The organism is Rhodococcus sp. NPDC078407, from assembly GCF_044542515.1.
Lineage (GTDB): Bacteria > Actinomycetota > Actinomycetes > Mycobacteriales > Mycobacteriaceae > Rhodococcoides.
Map to the genome: position 1 here is coordinate 44,833 of NZ_JBITUQ010000029.1, position 20,177 is coordinate 65,009.

At 65.3% G+C, this 20,177-nt stretch carries 18 protein-coding genes; 8 read left to right on the forward strand and 10 right to left on the reverse strand.

All coding sequences use genetic code 11. The features are described from left to right. Window positions 1-10 precede the first annotated feature (10 nt). Together ACIGGF_RS22440 and clpB are read right to left on the reverse strand one after the other, a co-directional pair. Window positions 11-940 (reverse strand): DUF5666 domain-containing protein, encoded by a 930-nt coding sequence (locus ACIGGF_RS22440; protein WP_397523368.1) that lies wholly within the window; start codon window positions 938-940, stop codon window positions 11-13. A gap of 100 nt (window positions 941-1,040) precedes the next feature. Beyond that, on the reverse strand, window positions 1,041-3,587 hold the full coding sequence (gene clpB, locus ACIGGF_RS22445; protein ID WP_397523369.1) for an ATP-dependent chaperone ClpB: 2,547 nt from the start codon (window positions 3,585-3,587) through the stop codon (window positions 1,041-1,043). A 219-nt stretch (window positions 3,588-3,806) separates the two neighbouring features. On the opposite strand from clpB, the gene ACIGGF_RS22450 reads away from it, so the two are divergent. Continuing rightward, window positions 3,807-4,970: a globin domain-containing protein gene (locus ACIGGF_RS22450; RefSeq protein WP_397523370.1), complete on the forward strand. Its 1,164-nt coding sequence runs from the start codon at window positions 3,807-3,809 to the stop codon at window positions 4,968-4,970. A gap of 16 nt (window positions 4,971-4,986) precedes the next feature. Here the strand turns inward: ACIGGF_RS22450 and ACIGGF_RS22455 are convergent, their stop codons facing one another. Beyond that, complete coding sequence (locus tag ACIGGF_RS22455) at window positions 4,987-5,658, reverse strand: hypothetical protein (RefSeq protein ID WP_397523371.1); 672 nt, start codon at window positions 5,656-5,658, stop codon at window positions 4,987-4,989. A 290-nt stretch (window positions 5,659-5,948) separates the two neighbouring features. On the opposite strand from ACIGGF_RS22455, the gene ACIGGF_RS22460 reads away from it, so the two are divergent. Continuing rightward, window positions 5,949-6,368 (forward strand): helix-turn-helix domain-containing protein, encoded by a 420-nt coding sequence (locus ACIGGF_RS22460; RefSeq protein WP_397523372.1) that lies wholly within the window; start codon window positions 5,949-5,951, stop codon window positions 6,366-6,368. Here the strand turns inward: ACIGGF_RS22460 and ACIGGF_RS22465 are convergent. Together ACIGGF_RS22465 and ACIGGF_RS22470 are read right to left on the reverse strand one after the other, a co-directional pair. Next, window positions 6,365-6,640 (reverse strand): DUF2277 domain-containing protein, encoded by a 276-nt coding sequence (locus ACIGGF_RS22465; RefSeq protein WP_397523373.1) that lies wholly within the window; start codon window positions 6,638-6,640, stop codon window positions 6,365-6,367. The genes ACIGGF_RS22460 and ACIGGF_RS22465 overlap by 4 nt on opposite strands. A 22-nt stretch (window positions 6,641-6,662) precedes the next feature. Further along, entirely contained in the window at window positions 6,663-7,232 is a 570-nt protein-coding gene (locus tag ACIGGF_RS22470; RefSeq protein ID WP_397523374.1) for a TetR/AcrR family transcriptional regulator, read from the reverse strand. Window positions 7,233-7,320: 88 nt separating this feature from the next. On the opposite strand from ACIGGF_RS22470, the gene ACIGGF_RS22475 reads away from it, so the two are divergent. Beyond that, complete coding sequence (locus ACIGGF_RS22475; protein WP_397523375.1) at window positions 7,321-8,718, forward strand: cytochrome P450; 1,398 nt, start codon at window positions 7,321-7,323, stop codon at window positions 8,716-8,718. 15 nt (window positions 8,719-8,733) lie between these two features. On the opposite strand, the gene dinB is transcribed toward ACIGGF_RS22475, so the two are convergent. After that, complete coding sequence (gene dinB / locus ACIGGF_RS22480; RefSeq protein WP_397523385.1) at window positions 8,734-9,921, reverse strand: DNA polymerase IV; 1,188 nt, start codon at window positions 9,919-9,921, stop codon at window positions 8,734-8,736. Between the two features lie 167 nt (window positions 9,922-10,088). Between dinB and ACIGGF_RS22485 the strand changes: the two genes are divergently transcribed. The 3 genes from ACIGGF_RS22485 to ACIGGF_RS22495 are packed head-to-tail and all read left to right on the forward strand — an operon-like array spanning window position 10,089 to window position 14,034. Further along, a complete protein-coding gene (locus ACIGGF_RS22485; protein ID WP_397523376.1) occupies window positions 10,089-12,362 on the forward strand; it encodes a putative bifunctional diguanylate cyclase/phosphodiesterase in 2,274 nt (757 codons plus the stop codon). Window positions 12,363-12,373: 11 nt separating this feature from the next. After that, entirely contained in the window at window positions 12,374-12,994 is a 621-nt protein-coding gene (bluB, locus tag ACIGGF_RS22490; RefSeq protein WP_397523386.1) for a 5,6-dimethylbenzimidazole synthase, read from the forward strand. After that, a complete protein-coding gene (locus ACIGGF_RS22495; RefSeq protein WP_397523377.1) occupies window positions 12,991-14,034 on the forward strand; it encodes a YncE family protein in 1,044 nt (347 codons plus the stop codon). The genes bluB and ACIGGF_RS22495 overlap by 4 nt, the downstream gene beginning before the upstream one ends. A gap of 4 nt (window positions 14,035-14,038) precedes the next feature. Here ACIGGF_RS22495 and ACIGGF_RS22500 read toward each other — a convergent pair whose 3' ends face one another. The 4 genes from ACIGGF_RS22500 to ACIGGF_RS22515 form a co-directional block, all read right to left on the reverse strand. Next, on the reverse strand, window positions 14,039-14,551 hold the full coding sequence (locus ACIGGF_RS22500) for a DUF427 domain-containing protein (protein WP_397523378.1): 513 nt from the start codon (window positions 14,549-14,551) through the stop codon (window positions 14,039-14,041). A 22-nt stretch (window positions 14,552-14,573) separates the two neighbouring features. Then, window positions 14,574-15,347, reverse strand: a complete 774-nt coding sequence (locus ACIGGF_RS22505) for a DUF2637 domain-containing protein (protein ID WP_397523379.1) — start codon at window positions 15,345-15,347, stop codon at window positions 14,574-14,576. 49 nt (window positions 15,348-15,396) lie between these two features. Beyond that, on the reverse strand, window positions 15,397-15,699 hold the full coding sequence (locus ACIGGF_RS22510) for a WhiB family transcriptional regulator (RefSeq protein WP_397523380.1): 303 nt from the start codon (window positions 15,697-15,699) through the stop codon (window positions 15,397-15,399). A gap of 257 nt (window positions 15,700-15,956) precedes the next feature. Next, complete coding sequence (locus tag ACIGGF_RS22515; protein WP_397523381.1) at window positions 15,957-16,517, reverse strand: gluconokinase; 561 nt, start codon at window positions 16,515-16,517, stop codon at window positions 15,957-15,959. Between the two features lie 80 nt (window positions 16,518-16,597). Here ACIGGF_RS22515 and ACIGGF_RS22520 point away from each other — a divergent pair, with 80 nt between their 5' ends. Beyond that, window positions 16,598-17,341 carry a FadR/GntR family transcriptional regulator gene (locus ACIGGF_RS22520; protein WP_397523382.1) on the forward strand — a complete coding sequence of 248 codons (744 nt, stop codon included), beginning with the start codon at window positions 16,598-16,600 and terminating at the stop codon, window positions 17,339-17,341. 59 nt (window positions 17,342-17,400) lie between these two features. Then, a complete protein-coding gene (gene otsB / locus ACIGGF_RS22525) occupies window positions 17,401-19,953 on the forward strand; it encodes a trehalose-phosphatase (RefSeq protein ID WP_397523383.1) in 2,553 nt (850 codons plus the stop codon). The last annotated feature ends 224 nt before the right edge of the window (window positions 19,954-20,177 follow it).

Below are 20,177 nucleotides of genomic sequence, written 5' to 3' on the forward strand. Positions count from 1 at the left end.
CTCGAGTTACTTATCCGCCCAAATTCGGAGTTTCGATGACGACGTTCGCGCGAATGGTCCCGTCCTCGACGGGCTCGCCCTGCACCACGACGAAACCGCCGACGGGCAGCGACGCCAGATCGCTACCGGACAACGAGATGATCTGGGTCTGGGGTGTGGTCTGCACCGTGACCTGAGCGCCGTCGAGGCCGTCGAGTGTCAGGGTCGAACCGTCGTTCGCGGTGATCGTCCCGGCCGACGAACCGAGCTGACCGAGGATCTCGGGAATGCCCCCTGGAATCAGCTCAGGCGTGGTGGCGGCACCCGATTCGGTGGGCTGCGGGGTGGTCGTGGGCGCGCTGGACGTGGGTGGCCTGATCGACGTCGACGGTGCCGCGGCGGTTCCCGGCTCGTCGGACCTGCCGCCCAGAAACGCGATCCCCGCGACGACCACCACCGCCAACACCACGAACCAGAGCAACACCAGAAGCCACGTACGTGGGCCCTTCCCACCCGAGCGAGTGGCGAACGGCTCCTCCGGCGGCGGCGCGCCCCCGAACTGCTGCGGTTGCCCGAACTGCTGTGTCTGCCCGAACTGCTGCGGTTGCCCGAACTGCTGTGTGTGCCCGAACTGCTGCGTCTGCCCGTAGGCCTGGTTGGCGGCCGCCTGGTCCTGCGGGTCGTACGGAGGAAAGACCTGAGTCGGCTGGTAACCCGGCGGATAGGCCTGCGGATCCGGATTTGCACTCGGATAAGCCTGCGTCGGATACGCCTCGGTCGGCTGGGCATCCGGATACTGCTGGGCACCTGGATACTGCTGGGCACCTGGGAACTGCTGGGCGTCCGGATACTGCTGGGCACCTGGGTGCCCGTAGTTCTGGGTCGGCTGGTTCGAGTCCGGCTGCTGCGCTGCGTCCTGATCGCGATCTCGGGGTGCTCGCGGGTCGTCCGGATTCGTCATTCCACGAGGGTACCCACCCGAAGGAACAGGGCTGGAGGCTGCGGAACGACCCGTGGGACAGCAAAACGGGCCCGCTCGCGCGGGCCCGTTTCACCTACCGCTATCCCAGGATCAACCGTTCGCCGTCCGGGCTCGCGTTGACCGACACCACGTCGCCGTCCTGGACATCGCCGGCGAGCAGCAGTTTCGCCAGTTGATCTCCGATGGCCTGCTGGATCAGTCGGCGCAGCGGCCGCGCTCCGTAGAGCGGGTCGTAGCCGCGAGCCGCGAGCCACATCTTCGCCGGCGACGACACCTCCAGCGTCAGCCGTCGAGCGGCCAGCCGCTTGGTGAGGAAGCCGAGTTGGATGTCGACGATCGACTCGAGCTGGTCCTCGGACAGTGCGTCGAACACCACCACGTCGTCGAGTCGGTTGACGAACTCGGGCTTGAACGAACGCCGCACCGCGTCCATCACCTGCTCCTTGGTGCCGCCGGCGCCGAGGTTCGAGGTGAGGATCAGAATCGTGTTGCGGAAATCGACGGTTCGGCCCTGGCCGTCGGTCAGACGTCCTTCGTCCAACACTGCGAGCAGGATGTCGAACACATCGGGGTGCGCTTTCTCGACCTCGTCGAACAGCACGACCGTGTACGGACGCCTACGGACCGCCTCGGTCAGCTGGCCGCCGGCCTCGTATCCCACGTAGCCCGGAGGGGCACCGACGAGGCGAGCGACGGAGTGCTTTTCGCTGTACTCGCTCATGTCGATGCGCACCATCGCGCGTTCGTCGTCGAAGAGGAACTCCGCCAACGCTTTTGCGAGCTCGGTCTTGCCCACACCGGTGGGTCCGAGGAACAGGAACGAGCCCGTCGGACGGTTCGGGTCGGCCACCCCGGCGCGGGAGCGTCGGACGGCGTCGGACACCGCCTGCACTGCATCCTTCTGTCCGACGACTCGCTTGCCGAGTTCGTCTTCCATCCGCAGCAGCTTGGCAGTTTCGCCTTCCAGCATTCGGCCGGCCGGAATTCCGGTCCAGGCCGCCACCACGTCGGCGACGTCGTCCGGACCGACCTCCTCCTTGAGCATCACGTCGCCTTGGGCAGGTGAGGCCTCGGTCTTGGCGGCGAGTTCCTTTTCGAGCGTCGGAATCCGTCCGTACCGAAGCTCGGCGGCCTTGCCGAGATCGCCGTCGCGTTCGGCGCGGTCGGATTCGCCGCGCAGATTCTCGAGCTCCTCTTTGAGGGTCCGCACGGAGTCGATGGCGTTCTTCTCGTTCTGCCAGCGTGTGCTGAGCCCGGCCAGCTTCTCCTGCAGGTCGGCGAGTTCTTGACGCAGTTTGTCCAACCGAGCCTTCGACGCCTCGTCGGTCTCCTTGGCCAGGGCCATCTCCTCGATCTCGAGGCGACGCACTGCGCGTTCGACCTCGTCGATCTCGACCGGGCGAGAGTCGATTTCCATGCGCAGACGCGACGCGGCCTCGTCGACGAGGTCGATGGCCTTGTCGGGTAGGAACCGGGCGGTGATGTACCGGTCGCTCAGGGAAGCGGCGGCGACAAGGGCGGAGTCCGTGATCCGAACGCCGTGGTGCACCTCGTAGCGTTCTTTGAGTCCGCGCAGGATGCCGACGGTGTCCTCGACCGATGGCTCACCCACGTAGACCTGCTGGAAGCGGCGTTCGAGGGCGGCGTCCTTCTCGATGTACTTGCGGTACTCCTCGAGGGTCGTCGCACCGACGAGTCGCAGTTCGCCGCGGGCGAGCATCGGCTTGATCATGTTGCCCGCATCCATCGCCGATTCACCGGTCGCTCCGGCACCGACGATGGTGTGCAGTTCATCGATGAACGTGATGACCTGACCTGCGGAGTTCTTGATGTCGTCGAGCACGGCCTTGAGCCGCTCCTCGAATTCACCGCGGAACTTCGCTCCCGCGACCATCGAACCGAGGTCGAGCGACACGACGGTCTTGCCGCGCAGGCTCTCCGGAACGTCGCCGGCAATGACGCGCTGGGCGAGCCCTTCGACGATTGCCGTCTTGCCGACACCGGGCTCGCCGATGAGCACCGGGTTGTTCTTGGTACGCCGAGACAGCACCTGGACGACACGCCTGATCTCGGTGTCGCGTCCGATGACGGGATCGAGCTTGCCTTCTCGGGCCAGCGCGGTCAGGTCGGTGCTGTACTTCTCCAGCGCCTGGTAGGTGTTCTCGGGATCGGCGCTGGTGACCCTGGCGCTGCCACGGACGGCCTGGAATGCGTCGCGCAACTCGTTGGGTCCGGCACCGTGGCCGGACAGGAGCTTCGCAACATCGGAATCTCCACCTGCGAGACCCACCATGAGGTGTTCGGTGGAGACGAACTCGTCGTCGAGTTCGGTGGCCAGGTGTTGCGCTGCGGTGATCGCGGCGAGAGTTTCACGGCCGAGTTGCGGAGTGGTGGTCGAACCGGATGCCGAGGGCAGGCGGTCGACGAGGTTCTGCGCTTCTCGACGCACCGTTGCGGGGTCGACGCCGACGGCCTTCAGCAGTGGGGTGGCGATGCCGTCGGTCTGATCGAGCAACGCCACCAACAAATGTGCCGGACGGATGTCCGGGTTGCCGGCCGCGGATGCGGCCTGCAGGGCAGCGGAAAGTGCTGCCTGCGACTTCGTGGTGGGAGTGAAACTGTCCACCGGTCACCTTCTTTCTCGGATCGGTAAGTGCGTGTCGCTGGGTACAACCATAGACAAGTTGAGTCTGTTCCGCTCAACCTTAGTTTTTTGTCGTGCGCGTTTTGCGTACCTGGAGGGGCGCAAAACGCGCACGACGAAAGAGCCCTCTCGCGCGAACGTCTCGATCGGTCTACTTTGGTGACGGTCGACAGCAGTAACAGGTGGGGTGGAGGTTGATCGATGCTCGACGCGCGCACGATCTCCCTTGTCCGTGCCGGTTTCAAATCCGTCGTGGCCTCTCCGGATGGAACAGCCCGCCTCTCGCGGTCCTTCTACGCCCACCTCTTCGCTGAATATCCCGACTTCCGATCCCTGTTTCCCGCCTCGATGGACGCACTTCGCGACCACTTCGTGCTGGCAATCGGCTACGTCTTCGAACATCTCGACGACGACAGCCGCGTCGAACCGTTTCTCGAACAACTCGGCCGGGACCATCGCAAGCACGGGATCTCGGGCGCACACTTCCGCGCGGGCAGCTCCGCGCTCATCAGTGCATTCCGCACGTTCTCGGGCAACGAGATGTGGACCGACGAGGTCGAGACGGCGTGGCACGACGCCCTCACGGTGGTGAGCAACGCGATGGCCGCCGCCGCGGACGACGACGAGCTACCGCCGTATTGGAGCGCCACCGTCGTCGAACACCAACGGCACTCCGACGACCTCGCGGTGGTGCGATTGAAGACCGACGGCGAGATTCCCTACTTCCCCGGCCAATACGTCAGCGTGCAGATTCCGCAGCGATCCAAGTTGTGGCGGTATCTGTCTCCGTCGATTCCGAGCAACCCGTACGGCGAGATCGAATTCCATGTTCGACGCGTCTCCGGGGGCTGGGTATCGCCGGCGATGGTCACCGAGACGGCAGTCGGTGATCGGTGGCTGATCAGTCCGCCGCTGGGCGGAATGCACGTCGATCGCACCATCGGTGAGGACGTGTTGATGATCGCCGGGGGCACGGGCCTGGCTCCGCTGCGTGCTCAGGTGATGGACATGGCACAGCGAAGCAACAATCCGCGGGTGCATCTGTTCGTCAGCGGGACGTATCCGTGCGATCTCTACGATCTGGACACTCTGTGGCAACTGTCGCTGTCGAACCCGTGGCTGACGGTGGTGCCGGTGACCGAGCACCTCGAGGATCCGTGGTGGTACTCCGGCCCGCCGCGTGAACTGCCGTGGGGAATGCACCATCGGCTGCACGGCGCAGTGGGCAAGGTCGTCACCCAATTCGGCTCGTGGGCCGATCGACAGATTCTGGTCTGCGGGTCGCCCTCGATGGTGCGCACCACGCTCTACGCGTTACGCAAGGTCGGGACCCCGATGGAGCACGTTCAGCACGATCCGTTCTGATTGCGCTGCAACGCCTTCAGCTCGACAGCGACTTCGGCGGTATGACCTCGACGATTCCGCCTGCCACCAGTCGCGGGGTCCAGGCCTCGGTGACGAGTCGTCCGTCTCCGGTGATGATGGCGTCGGGGTCGGGGTCGATCAGGATGGGGTACCCGGTATCCGCAGTGGCTCTGACGTTCTGCACCAGTCGGCCGTTCTCGATGGTGTAGTGCACGTGCACCGGCTGTAGGTCGCCGTCGAATGCCCACGGGCGACCGATGAAGATCACGGCCTGACCCGCCTGGTCCAGTACCGACACCGAGCCGTCGTGTTCGAGCCGCAAACTCCACAGCGGCGGCATGGATGTCGTGAACTCGAATCTGTGCGGAGCCCGCGGATCCAGAAGATGAATCATCAGCAGCGCGTCGTCATCCGGATCTCGTTGCGGTACAACGATTTCGAATGATTCGCACTCGTAGAACCTGGATCCGAACGGTCCGGGAATGCCGGCGCCGAGATCTCCCGCAATGGCGAGTTCGAGCCGAATGTACCCGGAGCCGTTCTCGGCTCGCAGGGTGATTCCCTCGGAAGGATGCGGCGTGGGCGACTCGTCCCGCGGAGCGTAGGACAGCACGGCACGCAACAGCGGTTCGACCACCTCGGCGTCACCGTCTCGTGAATCGAACGTTCGTCGTCGACGACCGGTCATCTCCACCCCCTTCGCCTGGCAAGACAGTCTGCCACCGAGGCTCCGATCGTGCCGACGGTTCCGCGGAAAACCATTCGTTCGATCCTTCTCGACCAGAGGCAGCCCGGCCGGAACCGCGCGGAGTAATCACCCGGACAAGAAACCGATCAGTACGATCCTTGTCCGAGTTTCTGCAGGTCAGCCATGGTCCGGCAGACGCGAAGTAGCCGCTACTATCAACCGGTTCGGTCCGCGGCGGATCGATCTGCCCGGTGGGCAGCGGTCGTGTCAGGAAGGCAACCACATCCCCGATGTCCGCTGATTTCGCCGCTCGTCTGAATCACCTGTTCTCCACGATCCACCCGCCGGGGCGCAAGCCGCACACCAATGCCGAGGTCGCGGACGCTCTCGCCCTGCGCGGACGCAATATCTCCAAGCCGTACATCTCGCAGCTGCGATCAGGGCAACGCACCAACCCCTCCACCGACACCGTCACGGCACTGGCAGCTTTCTTCAAGGTCAAGCCCGACTACTTCTTCGACGACATCTATGCGGACAAGGTCGACCATGATCTCGAATTGCTCACCCAGCTGAAGGGATACGGTCTACGCCGCCTGTCCGCACGGGCGTTCGACCTGTCGGAGGAATCGCAGAATCTACTCAGCTCGATGGCCGAGAAACTGCGCGTCAGTGAGGGACTCCCCGCTGTCCCGCCGGACAGCACGCGTTAGGACCCGGTTTTCGCAGCCAGTCTTGCCTGCACTTCCGGACGCCTCAGCGGCGGCACCGTGGGAGGTGGCTGCCGCCGCTCCGGCAGCGCATCGAGGAGCCGATGCGTCGTTGCCGTCACCTCGGCGACGGCCGTTTCGAAGGCATCGCGGGTGGCGTCGGATGTCTTCTGCACGCCGCTGATCTTGCGGACGTACTGCCGCGCGGCTGCTTCGATCTCATCGTCGGTCGCGTGCGGTTCCAACCCCCGCAAGGTGGTGATGTTTCGGCACATACGTCGACGATAGCGCCGCAACTCACTGCTCGAGAAGACCTGACAGTGCGCGTAGGCACAGTTCACGGACCTGCTCGCGGTCGAGAGTCCTGCGCTCGACCCAGTCCAGACAGACCGCTCGCACGAAGGCGATCCAGCCACGCAGCGCTGTCCGTACCATCTCGTCGTCCGCGAATGCCGCGGGCAGCGCGGCGAGGATCCGCTCCTGCTGGACAGCGAATTCTTGCGTGAGAATGTCGTCGATCAGCCGGTCGCCGAGCAACGCGCCGCGGTTGACGGCCCGAACGCCGTGCGCATGTTCGTCGGAGTAGGCGATGTACGCGTCGAGGCCTGCTGCGACCTGCTCGAGGACCGGCAGCGACGTGTCCGGCGCGGTGGCAGCGAGGTTGCGAGCGGATTCTGTGCGCACGATCTCGACGAAGAACTCCCGCTTGGACGGGAAGTAGTGGTACATCAACCCGCGTGAGACCCCCGCGCGGTCGGCGACGTCCTCGATCCACACATCCTCGTATGGCAACTCGGCGAACATGGACGAACCGATCTCGAGCAGGTGTGCACGCCGTTGCGCCGGGGTCATCCGCTTTCGAGTCATGGGCCTCGAACTTTACTTGACACGAGTTCAACAGTGAGTACGGTCACTATTGCACACCGATTCAACAGACCCAGACCATGGAGCGGCGATGTCGACACAGTCCGCGGTGCGAAACGGCTCGCTACCGCATCCCCCTTACCGTCTCCCGGTTCTCGGCGACCTCATCGGCGTCGATCCCCGCACCCCGCTTCAGGACTCGACCGTCCTGGCCGGCCGGCTCGGCCCGATGTTCGAGCGCGAAATTCTCGGCCGACGCTTCGTCTTCGCCTCCGGCGCCGACGTGGTGGGCGAGTTGTGCGACGAGAAGCGCTTCGAGAAGTTCCTGCCCCCAGGTGTCGAGAATCTGCGCGACATCGGAGCCGACGGACTGTTCACCGCGTACAGTCACGAGCCGAACTGGCAACGCGCCCATGATCTTCTGCGTCCGGCGTTCACCGCGGGAGCGATGCGTGGATACCACGAAATCATGGTCGATGTCGCGGACGATCTGATCGAGCACTGGGAAAGTCGTTCCCGCAGTGGCACATCGACCGACGTCTCCTCGGACATGACGAAGTTGACGCTCGAGACCATCGGCCGTACCGGCTTCAGCTACACCTTCGGCTCGTTCGCACGCGCCGAGCCGCACCCGTTCGTTGCCGCCATGGTCGGTGCGCTGACCTACAACCAGCGGCGAGCACTGCTGTCCATCCCTGCGTTCGCAAAGCCGCTTTTCGCGCGATCCGATCGCCGATACGCGCACAACAAGCAGTACTTGGCCGATGTTCTCGCCGATGTCGTCAGGACGCGCCGCCGTTCCTCCGAGGAGTTCAGCGACCTGCTGCAGATCATGATGGACGCGGCGAAAGATGCCGACAATCCGAATGCACTGAGCGAAGCCAACATCGGATACCAAATTCTGACGTTCCTGATCGCCGGGCACGAGACCACCTCGGGCGCATTGTCTTTTGCGTTGTATTACCTCGCGAATCACCCCGAGGTGTTCGAGCGCGCCCGCGCCGAGGTCGACGAGGTCTGGGGCACCGGCAAACCCCAGTTCGGTCAAGTCCCCAAACTGCGGTACGTCCGCCGAGTCCTCGACGAATCACTACGCCTGTGGCCGACGGTTCCCGCGTTCGGACGTGGCGCGCGGGAAGCCACCGTCATCGGCGACGACTACCGCATGGCGGCCGGCGACTGGGCCGTCGTTCTGGTGACGGCCTTGCACCGCGATCCAGTGTGGGGTGAGCATCCGAACGACTTCGACCCCGACAATTTCCTACCCGATCGCATCAAGGCCCGCCCCGCGCACGTGTACAAGCCGTTCGGTACCGGTGAACGTGCCTGCATCGGAAGGCAATTCGCAATCCACGAGGCCGTCCTGGTGCTCGGCACCATTCTGCAGCGATTCGATCTGCAGGCCGATCCATCGTATCGGCTGAAGGTTCAGGAGCGACTGACCATGATGCCCACCGGTTTTCGGGTGCAGCCCACAGTTCGCACATAATCGGTTCGCAACCAATCAGTCCGGCAGGAGAGGTACCGAGACTCCCGGATCTCTGCCGAGCAACACCCCACGCGTCAACGAGGTGGAACCGAACTTCCTGTGCACCCCGTCGAGAGCCCGGTCGAGAGCCGACGCCTCCGGTGGCGTGCGCACCTGCGGTGCGTCGAACTGCAGTTCCAGTTGCTCCGCGCCGCCCTTGTCGATACTCGAGACGGTGACGCCGATGAGGGTGATGCCCTTCTCGTCGATCAGCGGAGCCGCATCGCGGAGCAATTCGAGTGCAACGTCGAGAATGTCCCGGGTGTCGGCGGTGGCGCGGCCGAGTGTCTGCGACCGGGTGGCACGAGTGAAGTCGGCAAAACGCAAGCGCAACATGACCGTTCGGCCGGTTCGTTCCGCCGCGCGCATTCGGTGCGTGACTCGATCGACCAAACCGATCAACGACGCCTCCACCTCGGCGGTGTCGTGTCTGCCGCGGCCCAGTGCCCGTTGCGCGCCGATGGAGCTGCGCGACTTGCCGGGTTGCACGCGTCGGGGATCACGGCCCATGGCCAGGGCATACAGGTGCGCTCCTGCGCCCTTACCCAACACCGAGGCCAGGGACCGCTCGCCGTACGCCGCGATGTCGCCGACCGTCCGGATGTCGAGAACGTGCAATTTCTCGGCGGTCACTTTGCCGACACCCCAGAGTCTTTCGATGTTCAGCGGGTGCAGGAAGTCGAGCTCGCCGCCGGGCGGAACCAGTAGGAGCCCATCCGGTTTGGCGAAGGCACTGGCCACCTTGGCCAGGAACTTGGTGGTCGCGATCCCGACGGTGATGGGCAGCCCCACCTGCTCGGCGACGTCCCGGCGCAAATGCTCACCGATCGAGGCGGCGCTGCCCGCAATCCTGTGCAAACCGCCGACATCGAGAAACGCCTCGTCGATGGAGATCCCCTCCACCAGCGGTGTGGTGTCGTGGAAGACGTCGAACACGTCCTTGCTCGCCTGCGAGTACGCCTCCATGCGCGGCGGCATCACGATGGCCTGCGGGCATACGGCTCTGGCCTGGCCGCCGCTCATCGCGGTCCGCACGCCGAATGCTTTGGCCTCGTAGCTGGCGGCGAGCACCACTCCCCCGCCGACGATGACCGGCTTACCGCGGAGCCGAGGGTCGTCGCGCTGTTCCACGGAGGCATAGAAGGAGTCGAGGTCGGCATGCATGATGCTTGCCAGGCTCGGATTGTTCGACTCCACGAATCCATGGTCGCACGGGGCTCCGACAGAGTCGGACGACTCAACTCGACCGATCGGGAACGCGGAAGTGACCCAGATCACCGAGTGTGTCATTGTTGAAGACGTCGGATCGGCGTGAACGGCTGGAGAGAATCGTGACGGCCTGGTGGCGGTGGTACGCGGCCCTCGGCGTACTCGGCTGCGTCGCCTACCTGGCAGTTCCGAGCATCTTCCTGGCTCAGACTATCTTCGTCGTCGTCGGTGCGTCGGCCGTGGCCGCCACGGTGATCGGCACCAGGTTGCACCGGCCGAGCAACCGCACTGCATGGCTGACCATCGCGCTGGGCACCGGGCTCTGGGTCGTCGGCGACATCGTGTTCCAGTGGATCCATGTCACGCGGGGCAGCGTCCCCGACCCGTCGCTCGCCGACGCGGTCTATCTCGTGGCCTACCCGATCTACGGGTTCGGCCTGTTCCTGCTCGTCCGGCACAGGTGGCGTGCGAGCGAGCGCGGTCACGTCGCCAACAGCGCCATCGTCATGGTCGCGTTCGGATTGCTCACCTGGGTGTTCGCCGTCCAGCCTTCGCTCGGCAACGACGGCATCTCGGGTACCGCCGGGCTGGTCGAGGTGGCCTACCCTGCCATGGACGTCTTTCTGCTGGGGTTGCTGGCCCACTTCGTCGGCTCACGGCAGTGGCGCGCCCTGTCCTACCGGTTGCTGACGGCGGCAGTTCTACTACTGGTCGTCACCGATGTCTTCGACAACTTCTCCATCATCTCGGAGTCGCCGTCGGATCGCTCCCTGTTCGACGTCGGGTGGACCATGTCCTACGTCCTCATCGGCGTTGCCGCCCTGCATCCGTCGATGCGACGCATCACGAGCCCCGAGATCGAGCCCGACGCCCATCTGATGGCGTCGTTCACCACCCCGACTGTCGTCGTGCTGACCGCCGCCACACTGACGGCTCCGGTGGTCATGTTCATCGAGGTGATCCGCGACGAGCCGATCGCGCAGTGGGGCTGGGCAGTACTGCTGTGTGCGGTCGCGTTGGTGTTTCTGGTGATCCTGCGCATCACCGATCTGCTGCGGTTGCTGCACACCCGAACCGTGCAGCTTCGGGCTGTCGCCGATACCGATCACCTCACCGGTCTGGCCAATCTGCGCGCTCTCGAACACAGGATGTGGGAGAACGCCGGTGACACCACGCTGTTGACGGTCGATATCGACCGGTTCAAGGAAATCAACGACACCTTCGGACGCGGTCTGGGTGATCAGGTTCTCATGGTGGTCGCCGACAGACTACGAGGTGTCGTCGACGATTCGATCTTGTTGGCGCGCTTGGCAGGTGACGAATTCACACTGTGCGGGACGGCGGATTCGATGGACCCGATCGAGCTGGCGCACGAGATTCAGCGACGCTTCGCGGCCCCGTTGGAGGTGGACAACATGACGCTGCTGATCGAGGTGAGTGTGGGAGTCGCGTCGAGCCTTCCCGCGGCCTCGGGCGAGGACGAGGCCAGTCCCGATCGCATGGTGCAGCGCGCCGATCTCGCCGTCCAGGCCGCGAAGGCAACCCAGTCGCGCATCGCGTTCTACGACCGATCGATGGACCGGGACACCAGCGACCAACTGATCATGCTCGGCGAGCTGACCACCGCCCTCGAATCGGATCAGCTGGAACTGCACTATCAGCCGCAGGTCGATCTCGAGTCGATGACGGTCGTCGGCGTGGAGGCGCTGCTGCGGTGGAATCACCCCAACGGCACAGTGCTCTCGCCCAGCGCCTTTCTACCCACCGCCGAACGCACCGGGCTCATCCGCCCGCTGACGAACTACGTCCTCACTCGCGCATTGGCCCAACGTGGACTGTGGGCGAGCGCCGGACTCGATCTGCAGCTCGCCGTCAACATCTCGACCCGCAACCTGTTCGACGAGACCCTGATCGAGCAGGTACGTACAGCACTCGCCGACTCTCACTGCCCTGCACATCGATTGACACTGGAAGTGACCGAAACCTCGGCCATGACCGATCCGGTGGGGGCAACCGAAATACTGTCGATACTGCATGCGATGGGCGTCCAGGTCGCCATCGACGACTACGGCACGGGCTACAGCTCGCTCGCGTACATCGAACGGTTGCCGGTGCAGGAGCTCAAGATGGACCGCACCTTCGTCGGTGGGATGATCCAGAATCCCGCGCATGCCGCAATCGTGCGATCGACGGTCGAGCTCGCCCGTACGCTGGGGTTGTCGGTGACCGCAGAGGGCGTGGAGGACGAGATGACGATGACCGCGTTACGCGAGCTGCGATGCGGGCGCGCTCAGGGCTACCACCTCGGCAGACCCACCTCACCGGAACGGCTGCCCGAACTTGTCGCCGACCTCGACAGCCGCCTGAACACTGCTACAGGAGAACGGATCTCATGACCGAAGCTGCGTTGTCGGTGTACGCCGCAATTCGATCTCGACGCGACGTGCGGGCCGAGTTCGATGGAACCGTCGTCGACGACGACACGCTGCGACGCATCCTCGGTGCGGCGCATCAGGCTCCGAGCGTCGGAAACACCCAGCCGTGGGACTTCGTCGTGGTCCGCAAGCCCGACACGTTGAACGCCTTTGCCGCTCATGTCGCAGGCTGTCGACAGGACTTCGCCGACAAGCTCGACGCCGAGCGGCGCAAGACGTTCGATCCCATCCGAATCGAGGGAATCGAGACCAGCGGCACCGGAGTGGTCGTCACCTACGATCCCGACCGCGGCGGACGGCACGTGCTCGGCCGGGACACCGTCGACGACACCGGCTTGTTCTCCGCTGTTCTCGCGATCGAGAACCTCTGGCTGGCAGCTATTGCCGAGAACGTCGGCGTCGGCTGGGTCTCGTTCTACGACGAGGCGTACCTCACCGAACTGCTCGACATCCCCGCTCCGATCCGTCCGATCGCGTGGCTGTGCGTCGGCCCGGTCGAGTCGTTCCAGGAGGTACCGGATCTCGAGCGCTTCGGTTGGCGCACCCGGCGTCCCCTCGACGACGCCCTCCACTTCGAGCGGTACGGCCGATGAGGGCGCGCCTGTGGGCGGTGGCGACCGCCTGTGTACTGGTGACCGGATGCTCTGGCGCCGAGTCGCCCACCGAACCGTCCACTCCCGCAACGACTCCAGCAGCCGAGCCCGCACAGGCTCCGGATTCGGCCGACCCGATCGGCACCGTAGTTCCCTTCTCCGGCGCTCCCGAGGGCGTCGTGGTCGGAACATCCGGGATTGCTGCGGCCGCGGTCCGGGAACCCGACGGCCTCGTGCTGTTCGACGCCGCAACCGGCGTCGTGCGCCAGATGGTGTCGACGACCGGAGCACCACGGCATCTCTCCCTCGCCGGACCCGACGGCCCGGTGCTCGCACCGCTCGAAGGCAGTGACGAACTGGTCGAGGTCTCACTCGCCGACGGCGCGATTCTCTCGACCGCCACCGGCGTCGGCCGACAGCCGCACGACGCCGTCTCGACCTCCGACGGCACGATCGTGGCCACCAACGAAATGGGTGGAGGAGTGATCTTCCTTCGCGACGGCTCGGTGCTGTCGGAGCTACCGCCGGGGCCCGTCCAGCCCGGTGGAGTGGCGGCACTCGGTCGGTACGCAGCTGTCGCGGACGTGCAGGGCAACGGCGTGTGGGTCTACGACGGTACGACGCAGCAAGAGGTCGGGCAGGCCCCGATCGGAGTCAAGCTAACGCATGCGGTGACGGTGAACGAGTCGACCGCCGGGTTCGCCGACACCGACGGCGGAGCCGTCCTCCTCGCATCGGTCGATGACGCCGGCGGTATTCGACAGATCGCGTCGATCGACGCACCGGGCAACCCGTACGGGCTCGCCGTGGACCCCGACCGTCAGCTGCTGTACGTGACGCTGACCGCGTCGAACCTGCTGCGGGTGGTCGACGTGGCGGATCCCGCTGCTCCGCGAATTCTCGGCGACGTCCCGACGGTGACGCAGGCCAACTCCGTTGCGGTCGATCCGCGCACCGGGGACGTGCTGGTGACCGGCAGCGACCCCGGAGCGGCCAGTTCGATTCAGATCATCCCTCGGGCTCTGCTGCCCGCGGGATGAGTGATCACCAGCCGTAGGAGCCCGGGATTCCCTTGAACGGGCCGACGACGTCATCGGTGATCCAACCCTCGTAGAACCCGCCTTCCTGCGGCCGGACGGCTTCCCCGTCGATCTCGCACTGCAGCCGGCTGGGCGAGAACGCCAGGTAACCCGCGATCGCGGCGAAGCGCGGCGTCGGATTCTCGTAGCTCCACCCGGCCGCCTCTGCCACGACGTCTCCGCCGCGCACGTCCCAGTAGGTTGCCGCACCTTTCCACTCGCAGTGCGTCGACCGTGCCTGGGACGGCGTCAACGCGCCGGGAATCACGTCCGCCGGCGAGATGTACCAGGTAGGCGGATGGCTGGTTTCGAGAACCCGGTAAGCGGCGGTGGTGCGGGCGATCACCTCGCCTCCGAGCCGAACGACGAGGGAACGGTTCGAGGACTCCAGCGCGGGTGGACGGGGGTAATCCCAGACGGACTCCTGGCCGGGCTTCGGCTTCTCGGGAACGACGCATCTCGGCAAGTTCTGACTCATCACTCGATGGTGCCACCGGATGTCACGGGGCGTCGACGGGATAGAGGTCGTCCACCCGTTCCTCGTCGAGAATCCAGCGATCCACCTCGTCGAGAGGTTCGACGACACGCACCGAGGATTCGGGCATCGATTGCACCCGGCGGTTGTTGTCGACGGTGCGGGTGTCTTCGATGGTGCGGGTGTCCTCGAGGGTGTGGGTGTTGTCGAGAGCGCGCAGGTTTTCGTCAGGGCCGGGATCCGGCAGCGGGGTCGACTGGACCGGCATTGCCGGCGCAGGCGTGCGGACTTCCGGTTGTGGCTGCTCGATCGGTCGTGACTGTTCGGCCTTCGGAACGACTGCCATCGGCTCGTCGGTCGCCGAAATGGTCGCGGTCTCGGGCAGTTCTGCTGGAATGCGCACCAGAATGCCGAGTCCGTGTGTCGCGGCCAACAGACTCACCGGGGCGACCGTCGCGATGGCCGCCGACAGCGCGGGGTGGAGCGTGCCCGCGTCGGATATGAACGCGTGCATGGCATTTGCGCCGATACTGACCAGGGCCGCGGTGATCAACACGCCCCAGAAGAAGCGTCGGCCACTGCGTTGATCCTCGAATTGGGCGAGCGCGATGACCGAGATCGTCGCTTGGAGGATGGTGCCGTCGACGATCACCGGCCACAACCACGACAGCGATCGCGGGACCCCTGCCATGGTGGCGAGATCCCACAGCGCGGCGAAGCTCAGCACGAACGACGCAATTCCGATGACGGTGGTGATGACGACCGCACTGACGAGCGTGGCACGCAGGACCTTGTTCATGAGTCGTGATGAAACACGAGACCACCGACAGGTTCACTCGAACGGCAGATCAGGCGCTGCGGACTGCTCCGCGGTAGAAGTCGGCGCGATCGTGTGCAGACATTCCGCCCCACACTCCGTACGGCTCGTTGGATTCGAGTGCATGCCAGCGGCATTGTTCGAGGACCGGGCACCGGCCGCAGACCTGCTTGGCAGCCTTCTCGCGGGACGAGCGAGCGCGGCCTCGTTCCCCCTCGGGGTGGAAGAACACGGACGAGTCCAGACCTCGACAAAGGCCGTCGAGTTGCCAGTCCCACACATCTGCGTTGGGGACGGGAAGTTGGACGGGCCTGGCGGGTGCGCCTCGCACCATGAGCTGTCTCCTCACTACAAAGTGAACAAGCTCACCTTCGCGCATTCGTCGTACTTTTACAAGCCCTTTCGTTCATTCGTAGTACTTAAAAGCAAGCACGCTTGCTTGAAATGGGCGCGCACCTACAACGTTCGGCACTTCACCGGCTCGGCTTCGACCGCCCTGTTCTGGGTGAATGGGCCATTCACAACGTCTGAGCGAGTCGATGTCACATTGATCCCAAGACGGCCGGCGGACCAAGGCCGACCCCAAGGCAATCAGTGACTCTCCGACATTCCCGCGCGCTTTTCGAGCTCGACGAGCACCCGTTCGGCGATTTTGGTCGGCGGCGGGCCGATGTCGACGACGATGGCGTTCTCGTCCTCCTCGAGTGGCTCCAGTGTCGAGATCTGCGTGTCGAGGAGCGAGGACGGCATGAAGTGATCCATCCGAGCGTTCAGGCGTCCGCTGATCCGGTCCTTGGTTCCCGCCAGATGCACGAAGATCACCTCCGCACCTTCTCGCGACGCGGCGCTCAGCACGTTCCGGTACGACCGCTTGAGTGCCGAACAGGTCACGATCCCGGACCGGCCCGTCGTGGTGTGGTCGGTGATCCACTCCGCGATCACCTCGAGCCACGGCCACCTGTCCTCGTCGGTCAACGGTTCACCGGCCGCCATCTTGGCCACGTTGGCGTCCGGATGCAGGTCGTCGCCCTCCTGCAGGTCCCATTTCAACGCTCCGGCGAGGATGCCCGCCACCGTCGACTTGCCCGATCCGGACACTCCCATCACTACGAGAACCGGATGATGCGCTCTGCCTGTCGTCTCCGCTGCCATCCCTCGATACTCCTCCATCGAGCTCGGGCAGATCGGACAGACGCGAGAATCCGGGCAACCCGTGGGACGATCGACCGGACATGACCGAGACCAGCGACTTCCGCCAACTGCACGATTCCGTGCTCGACGAGCTCGGTCGCGACATCGTGAGCGGCGCGATCCCGGGCGGCACTCGCATCTCGGCGGACGACGTCGCAGTGCGGTTCGCCGTGTCGCGGACCGTCGTACGGGAAGTGGTTCGCGTGCTCGAGTCCCTCGGACTGCTCACCGTGCGGCGGCGCGTCGGAATCACCGTGCAGGGCTCCGACAATTGGAACTCCCTGGATCCGGTCGTCATCCGCTGGCAACTGGCCGGACCAGCGCGTGCCGAGCAGCTTTTACTGCTCAGCGAATTGCGTTCCGGTATCGAGCCTTTGGCGGCCAAGCTTGCAGCCCATCGTGCGACGCCCGAGCAGTGCGGTGCGTTGACTGCGGCCGTCATCGGAATGTCGTCGACGTCTCGGGCCGCCGACTCCGACGCGTATCTCGAACACGACTGCAACTTCCATCGCACGTTGCTCGCCGCGTCGGGCAATCCGATGTTGCGGTCGATGTCCGACATCGTCGTGGAAGTCCTCGTCGGACGCACCCGGCATGCCCTGATGTCGCGTCAAGCAGACCCCGAGGCCATCCGCCTGCACGGAGTGGTCGCATCATCGATCCAGTCCGGCGACGCCGACGCCGCACAGCGCGCCATGTTGGCCATCGTCACCAAATCTGCGGCCTCGATGTCCGCGGCCTCGGGTGCGCCGCCGTCACCCGGTCTGGTGCCCGACCAGCAGTGACACCCCGGGCGTCCGAAGCCAGGTACGCCCACCCTGCGTTCATCGCCTAGATTCGACGCGTGACTGCTCTCGAATTGCCGCTCGAACTTCGCCGCGCGCTCGTTGGAGTAGCTCGGACTCCGCGTCTGCTCGTCGCGTCCGATTACGACGGCACCATGGCGCCGATCGTCTCCGACCCGCAGAAGGCCTTCCCGCACCCCGAGTCGGTCAGCGCCATGCGTGGGCTCGCGTCTCTGGACGGCACCAACGCCGCCGTGATCTCCGGTCGTGCACTCCGCGACCTCGCGATCCTCTCGCGGCTGCCGTCCGAAGTGCAGCTGGTGGGCAGTCACGGAAGTGAGTTCGACGCCGGATTCGTCAACGCCATCGACGAGGACGCCCGCAAGCTCCTCGTCCTGATCACCGGCGAACTCCAAACCATCGCCGACGCCCATCCCGGCGTGAGTATCGAGACCAAGCCGGCCAGCGTCGCGCTCCACGTCCGCAACGCCGAGACCGCCGCCGGCGAGGAAGCCCTCGCGGCCGTGCGTTCCGGCGCTGCGGCGCGGGACGGCGTTCAGGTGACCGAGGGCAAGTCCGTCATCGAGCTCGCCGTCATCGTCACCGACAAGGGCGTCGCTCTCGACATTCTCCGTCATCAGGAAGCGTCCACCGCCGCGGTCTTCTTCGGCGACGACGTCACCGACGAGAAGGCATTCGGGCACCTGCACGGACCGGACATCGGGGTCAAGATCGGCCCGGGCGACACCCTCGCCGAATTCCGCATCGACAGCACCGAGCAGGTCGCACTGGCTCTGGCTTTCTTGCTCGAGGAACGCCGGCAATGGCTTTCGGGAGCCGACGCCCCACGCATCGAGCGTCTGACCATGCTGGCCAGCCCCAACGCCGTCGCATTGCTGACCCCCGACGCCGACGTCACCTGGCTGTGTCACCCCGAGCCTGATTCCGCGGCGGTGTTCGCGCACCTGCTCGGCGGCGATCAGGCGGGCCACTTCAGCGTCGGACCCACCCGCGCATCACTGCCGCTGAGCCAGCAGTACGTGGACGGCACGATGACCGTGCAGACCAAGTGGGCCAGCTTGCAGGTCACCGACTACCTGCCGCACGACATCGGCCAGGGCCAAACCTCCTTGACCCGCGTCATCACCGGCAAGGCCACCGCCGTGGTGACCTTCGCGCCGCGTCCGGAATTCGGAAAGGCATGGGCGTCACTGGAACCCGACGTCGACGGCCTGCGTATTCTCGGCACTGCCGACCCGATGGTGCTACGCAGCCCCGGCGTCACGTGGAACATCGTCTCCGACGGGTCCGAGCAAACCGCACATGCCGAGATCGATCCCTCGAACGGGCCGATCGTGCTCGAATTACGGCTCGGCACAGACGATCTGAGCGCGCACCCCTGGGCCGAGGTGGAGCGTCGCCGTGCCGCCGAGAGCTACTGGAAGGACTGGGCCGACGGCCTGGATCTGCCGCCGCTCAAGCGCGATCTGATGAAGCGATCCGCCCTGACGCTACGTGGCCTGGTACACGCCGAGTCCGGTTCGATCATGGCCGCCGCCACCACCTCACTGCCCGAAGATATCGGCGGAGTGCGTAACTGGGATTACCGCTACTGCTGGCTGCGCGACGCCGCCCTCACCGCAGCCGCCTTGGTCGACGTGGGATCGGTGGCCGAGGCCGAAAACTACCTTTCCTGGATCCACGGGGTACTCGAATCGGTGGCCGGCCCCGAGCGGCTGCACCCGCTCTACACGATCTGGGGTCTCGGACTCCCGCCGGAAGCCGTCATCGACGAACTGCCCGGGTACGCCGGATCGCGCCCGGTACGCGTGGGAAACGCTGCCAACCAACAGGTTCAGCTGGACGTCTTCGGCCCCATCGTCGAGTTGGTCTCCGCCCTCGCCCACGCCCGCAGAGCCAAGGGATCCGAGGACGGCCTGTCCGACGACGACTGGGAACTCGTGCGGGCCATGGTGGAAGCCGTCGAGCGTCGGTGGTTCGAGCCCGACCACGGCATCTGGGAGATCCGCGACAATCCTCGCCACCACGTCTACTCGAAGGTGATGGGCTGGATCACCGTCGACCGCGCTCTCGGACTGGCCGAAGCCTTCGGCCGCACAGCCGAACCCGGGTGGGCTGCTCTGCGCGAGACCATCCGCGAGGAAGTGCTCGCCAACGGGTGGAACGAGGAGGTGCAATCCTTCACGGCCGCATACGACGGCACCGACCTCGACGCCGCGACACTGTTCATCGGACTGTCCGGCCTGATCGACCCGGCAGACCCACGCTTCGCGGCCACCGTCACCGCCACGGAAACCGAACTGCGCAGCGGATCGACGGTCTACCGCTACCGTCACGACGACGGACTGCCCGGCGGCGAAGGCGGCTTCCACCTGTGCGCCGCCTGGCTCGTCGAGGCATACCTACTGGTGGGACAGCGCGCCGAGGCCGAGGCTCTGTTCGCCCAACTCGTCAGCGCCGCAGGGCCGACCGGCCTGCTCAGTGAGGAATACGACCCCATTGCCGAACGCTCGCTCGGCAACCATCCCCAGGCCTACAGTCACCTGGGTCTGCTGCGCTGTGCGAGATTGCTCAGCGCGCAGCCTGCCTGACCCCACCCCCAGTTCACCCCACCCCTGCTCACCCCACCCCTGCTCCGCGTCAATGGACCCTTGCATACGTCCGACCCGTGCAATGGTTCATTCACCCACGGGGATGCTCCGAGTGAATGGCACTTTGCACTGCACTGGACCCCGCGGGTTGGACTGCTAATGCAAATCCTAGGCTGCGAGGGCCTGGGCTCGGTATCGCACCGGGCTCAGGCCGTCGAGGCGTA

Bases quoted from the DNA above. Each gene is read 5' to 3' on its own strand.
- ACIGGF_RS22440 (WP_397523368.1), bottom strand. From the start codon at position 940: ATGACGAATCCGGACGACCCGCGAGCACCCCGAGATCGCGATCAGGAC.
- ACIGGF_RS22450 (WP_397523370.1), top strand. From the start codon at position 3,807: ATGCTCGACGCGCGCACGATCTCCCTTGTCCGTGCCGGTTTCAAATCC.
- ACIGGF_RS22455 (WP_397523371.1), bottom strand. From the start codon at position 5,658: ATGACCGGTCGTCGACGACGAACGTTCGATTCACGAGACGGTGACGCC.
- ACIGGF_RS22460 (WP_397523372.1), top strand. From the start codon at position 5,949: ATGTCCGCTGATTTCGCCGCTCGTCTGAATCACCTGTTCTCCACGATC.
- ACIGGF_RS22465 (WP_397523373.1), bottom strand. From the start codon at position 6,640: ATGTGCCGAAACATCACCACCTTGCGGGGGTTGGAACCGCACGCGACC.
- ACIGGF_RS22470 (WP_397523374.1), bottom strand. From the start codon at position 7,232: ATGACTCGAAAGCGGATGACCCCGGCGCAACGGCGTGCACACCTGCTC.
- ACIGGF_RS22475 (WP_397523375.1), top strand. From the start codon at position 7,321: ATGTCGACACAGTCCGCGGTGCGAAACGGCTCGCTACCGCATCCCCCT.
- dinB (WP_397523385.1), bottom strand. From the start codon at position 9,921: ATGCATGCCGACCTCGACTCCTTCTATGCCTCCGTGGAACAGCGCGAC.
- ACIGGF_RS22495 (WP_397523377.1), top strand. From the start codon at position 12,991: ATGAGGGCGCGCCTGTGGGCGGTGGCGACCGCCTGTGTACTGGTGACC.
- ACIGGF_RS22500 (WP_397523378.1), bottom strand. From the start codon at position 14,551: ATGAGTCAGAACTTGCCGAGATGCGTCGTTCCCGAGAAGCCGAAGCCC.
- ACIGGF_RS22505 (WP_397523379.1), bottom strand. From the start codon at position 15,347: ATGAACAAGGTCCTGCGTGCCACGCTCGTCAGTGCGGTCGTCATCACC.
- ACIGGF_RS22510 (WP_397523380.1), bottom strand. From the start codon at position 15,699: ATGGTGCGAGGCGCACCCGCCAGGCCCGTCCAACTTCCCGTCCCCAAC.
- ACIGGF_RS22515 (WP_397523381.1), bottom strand. From the start codon at position 16,517: ATGGCAGCGGAGACGACAGGCAGAGCGCATCATCCGGTTCTCGTAGTG.
- ACIGGF_RS22520 (WP_397523382.1), top strand. From the start codon at position 16,598: ATGACCGAGACCAGCGACTTCCGCCAACTGCACGATTCCGTGCTCGAC.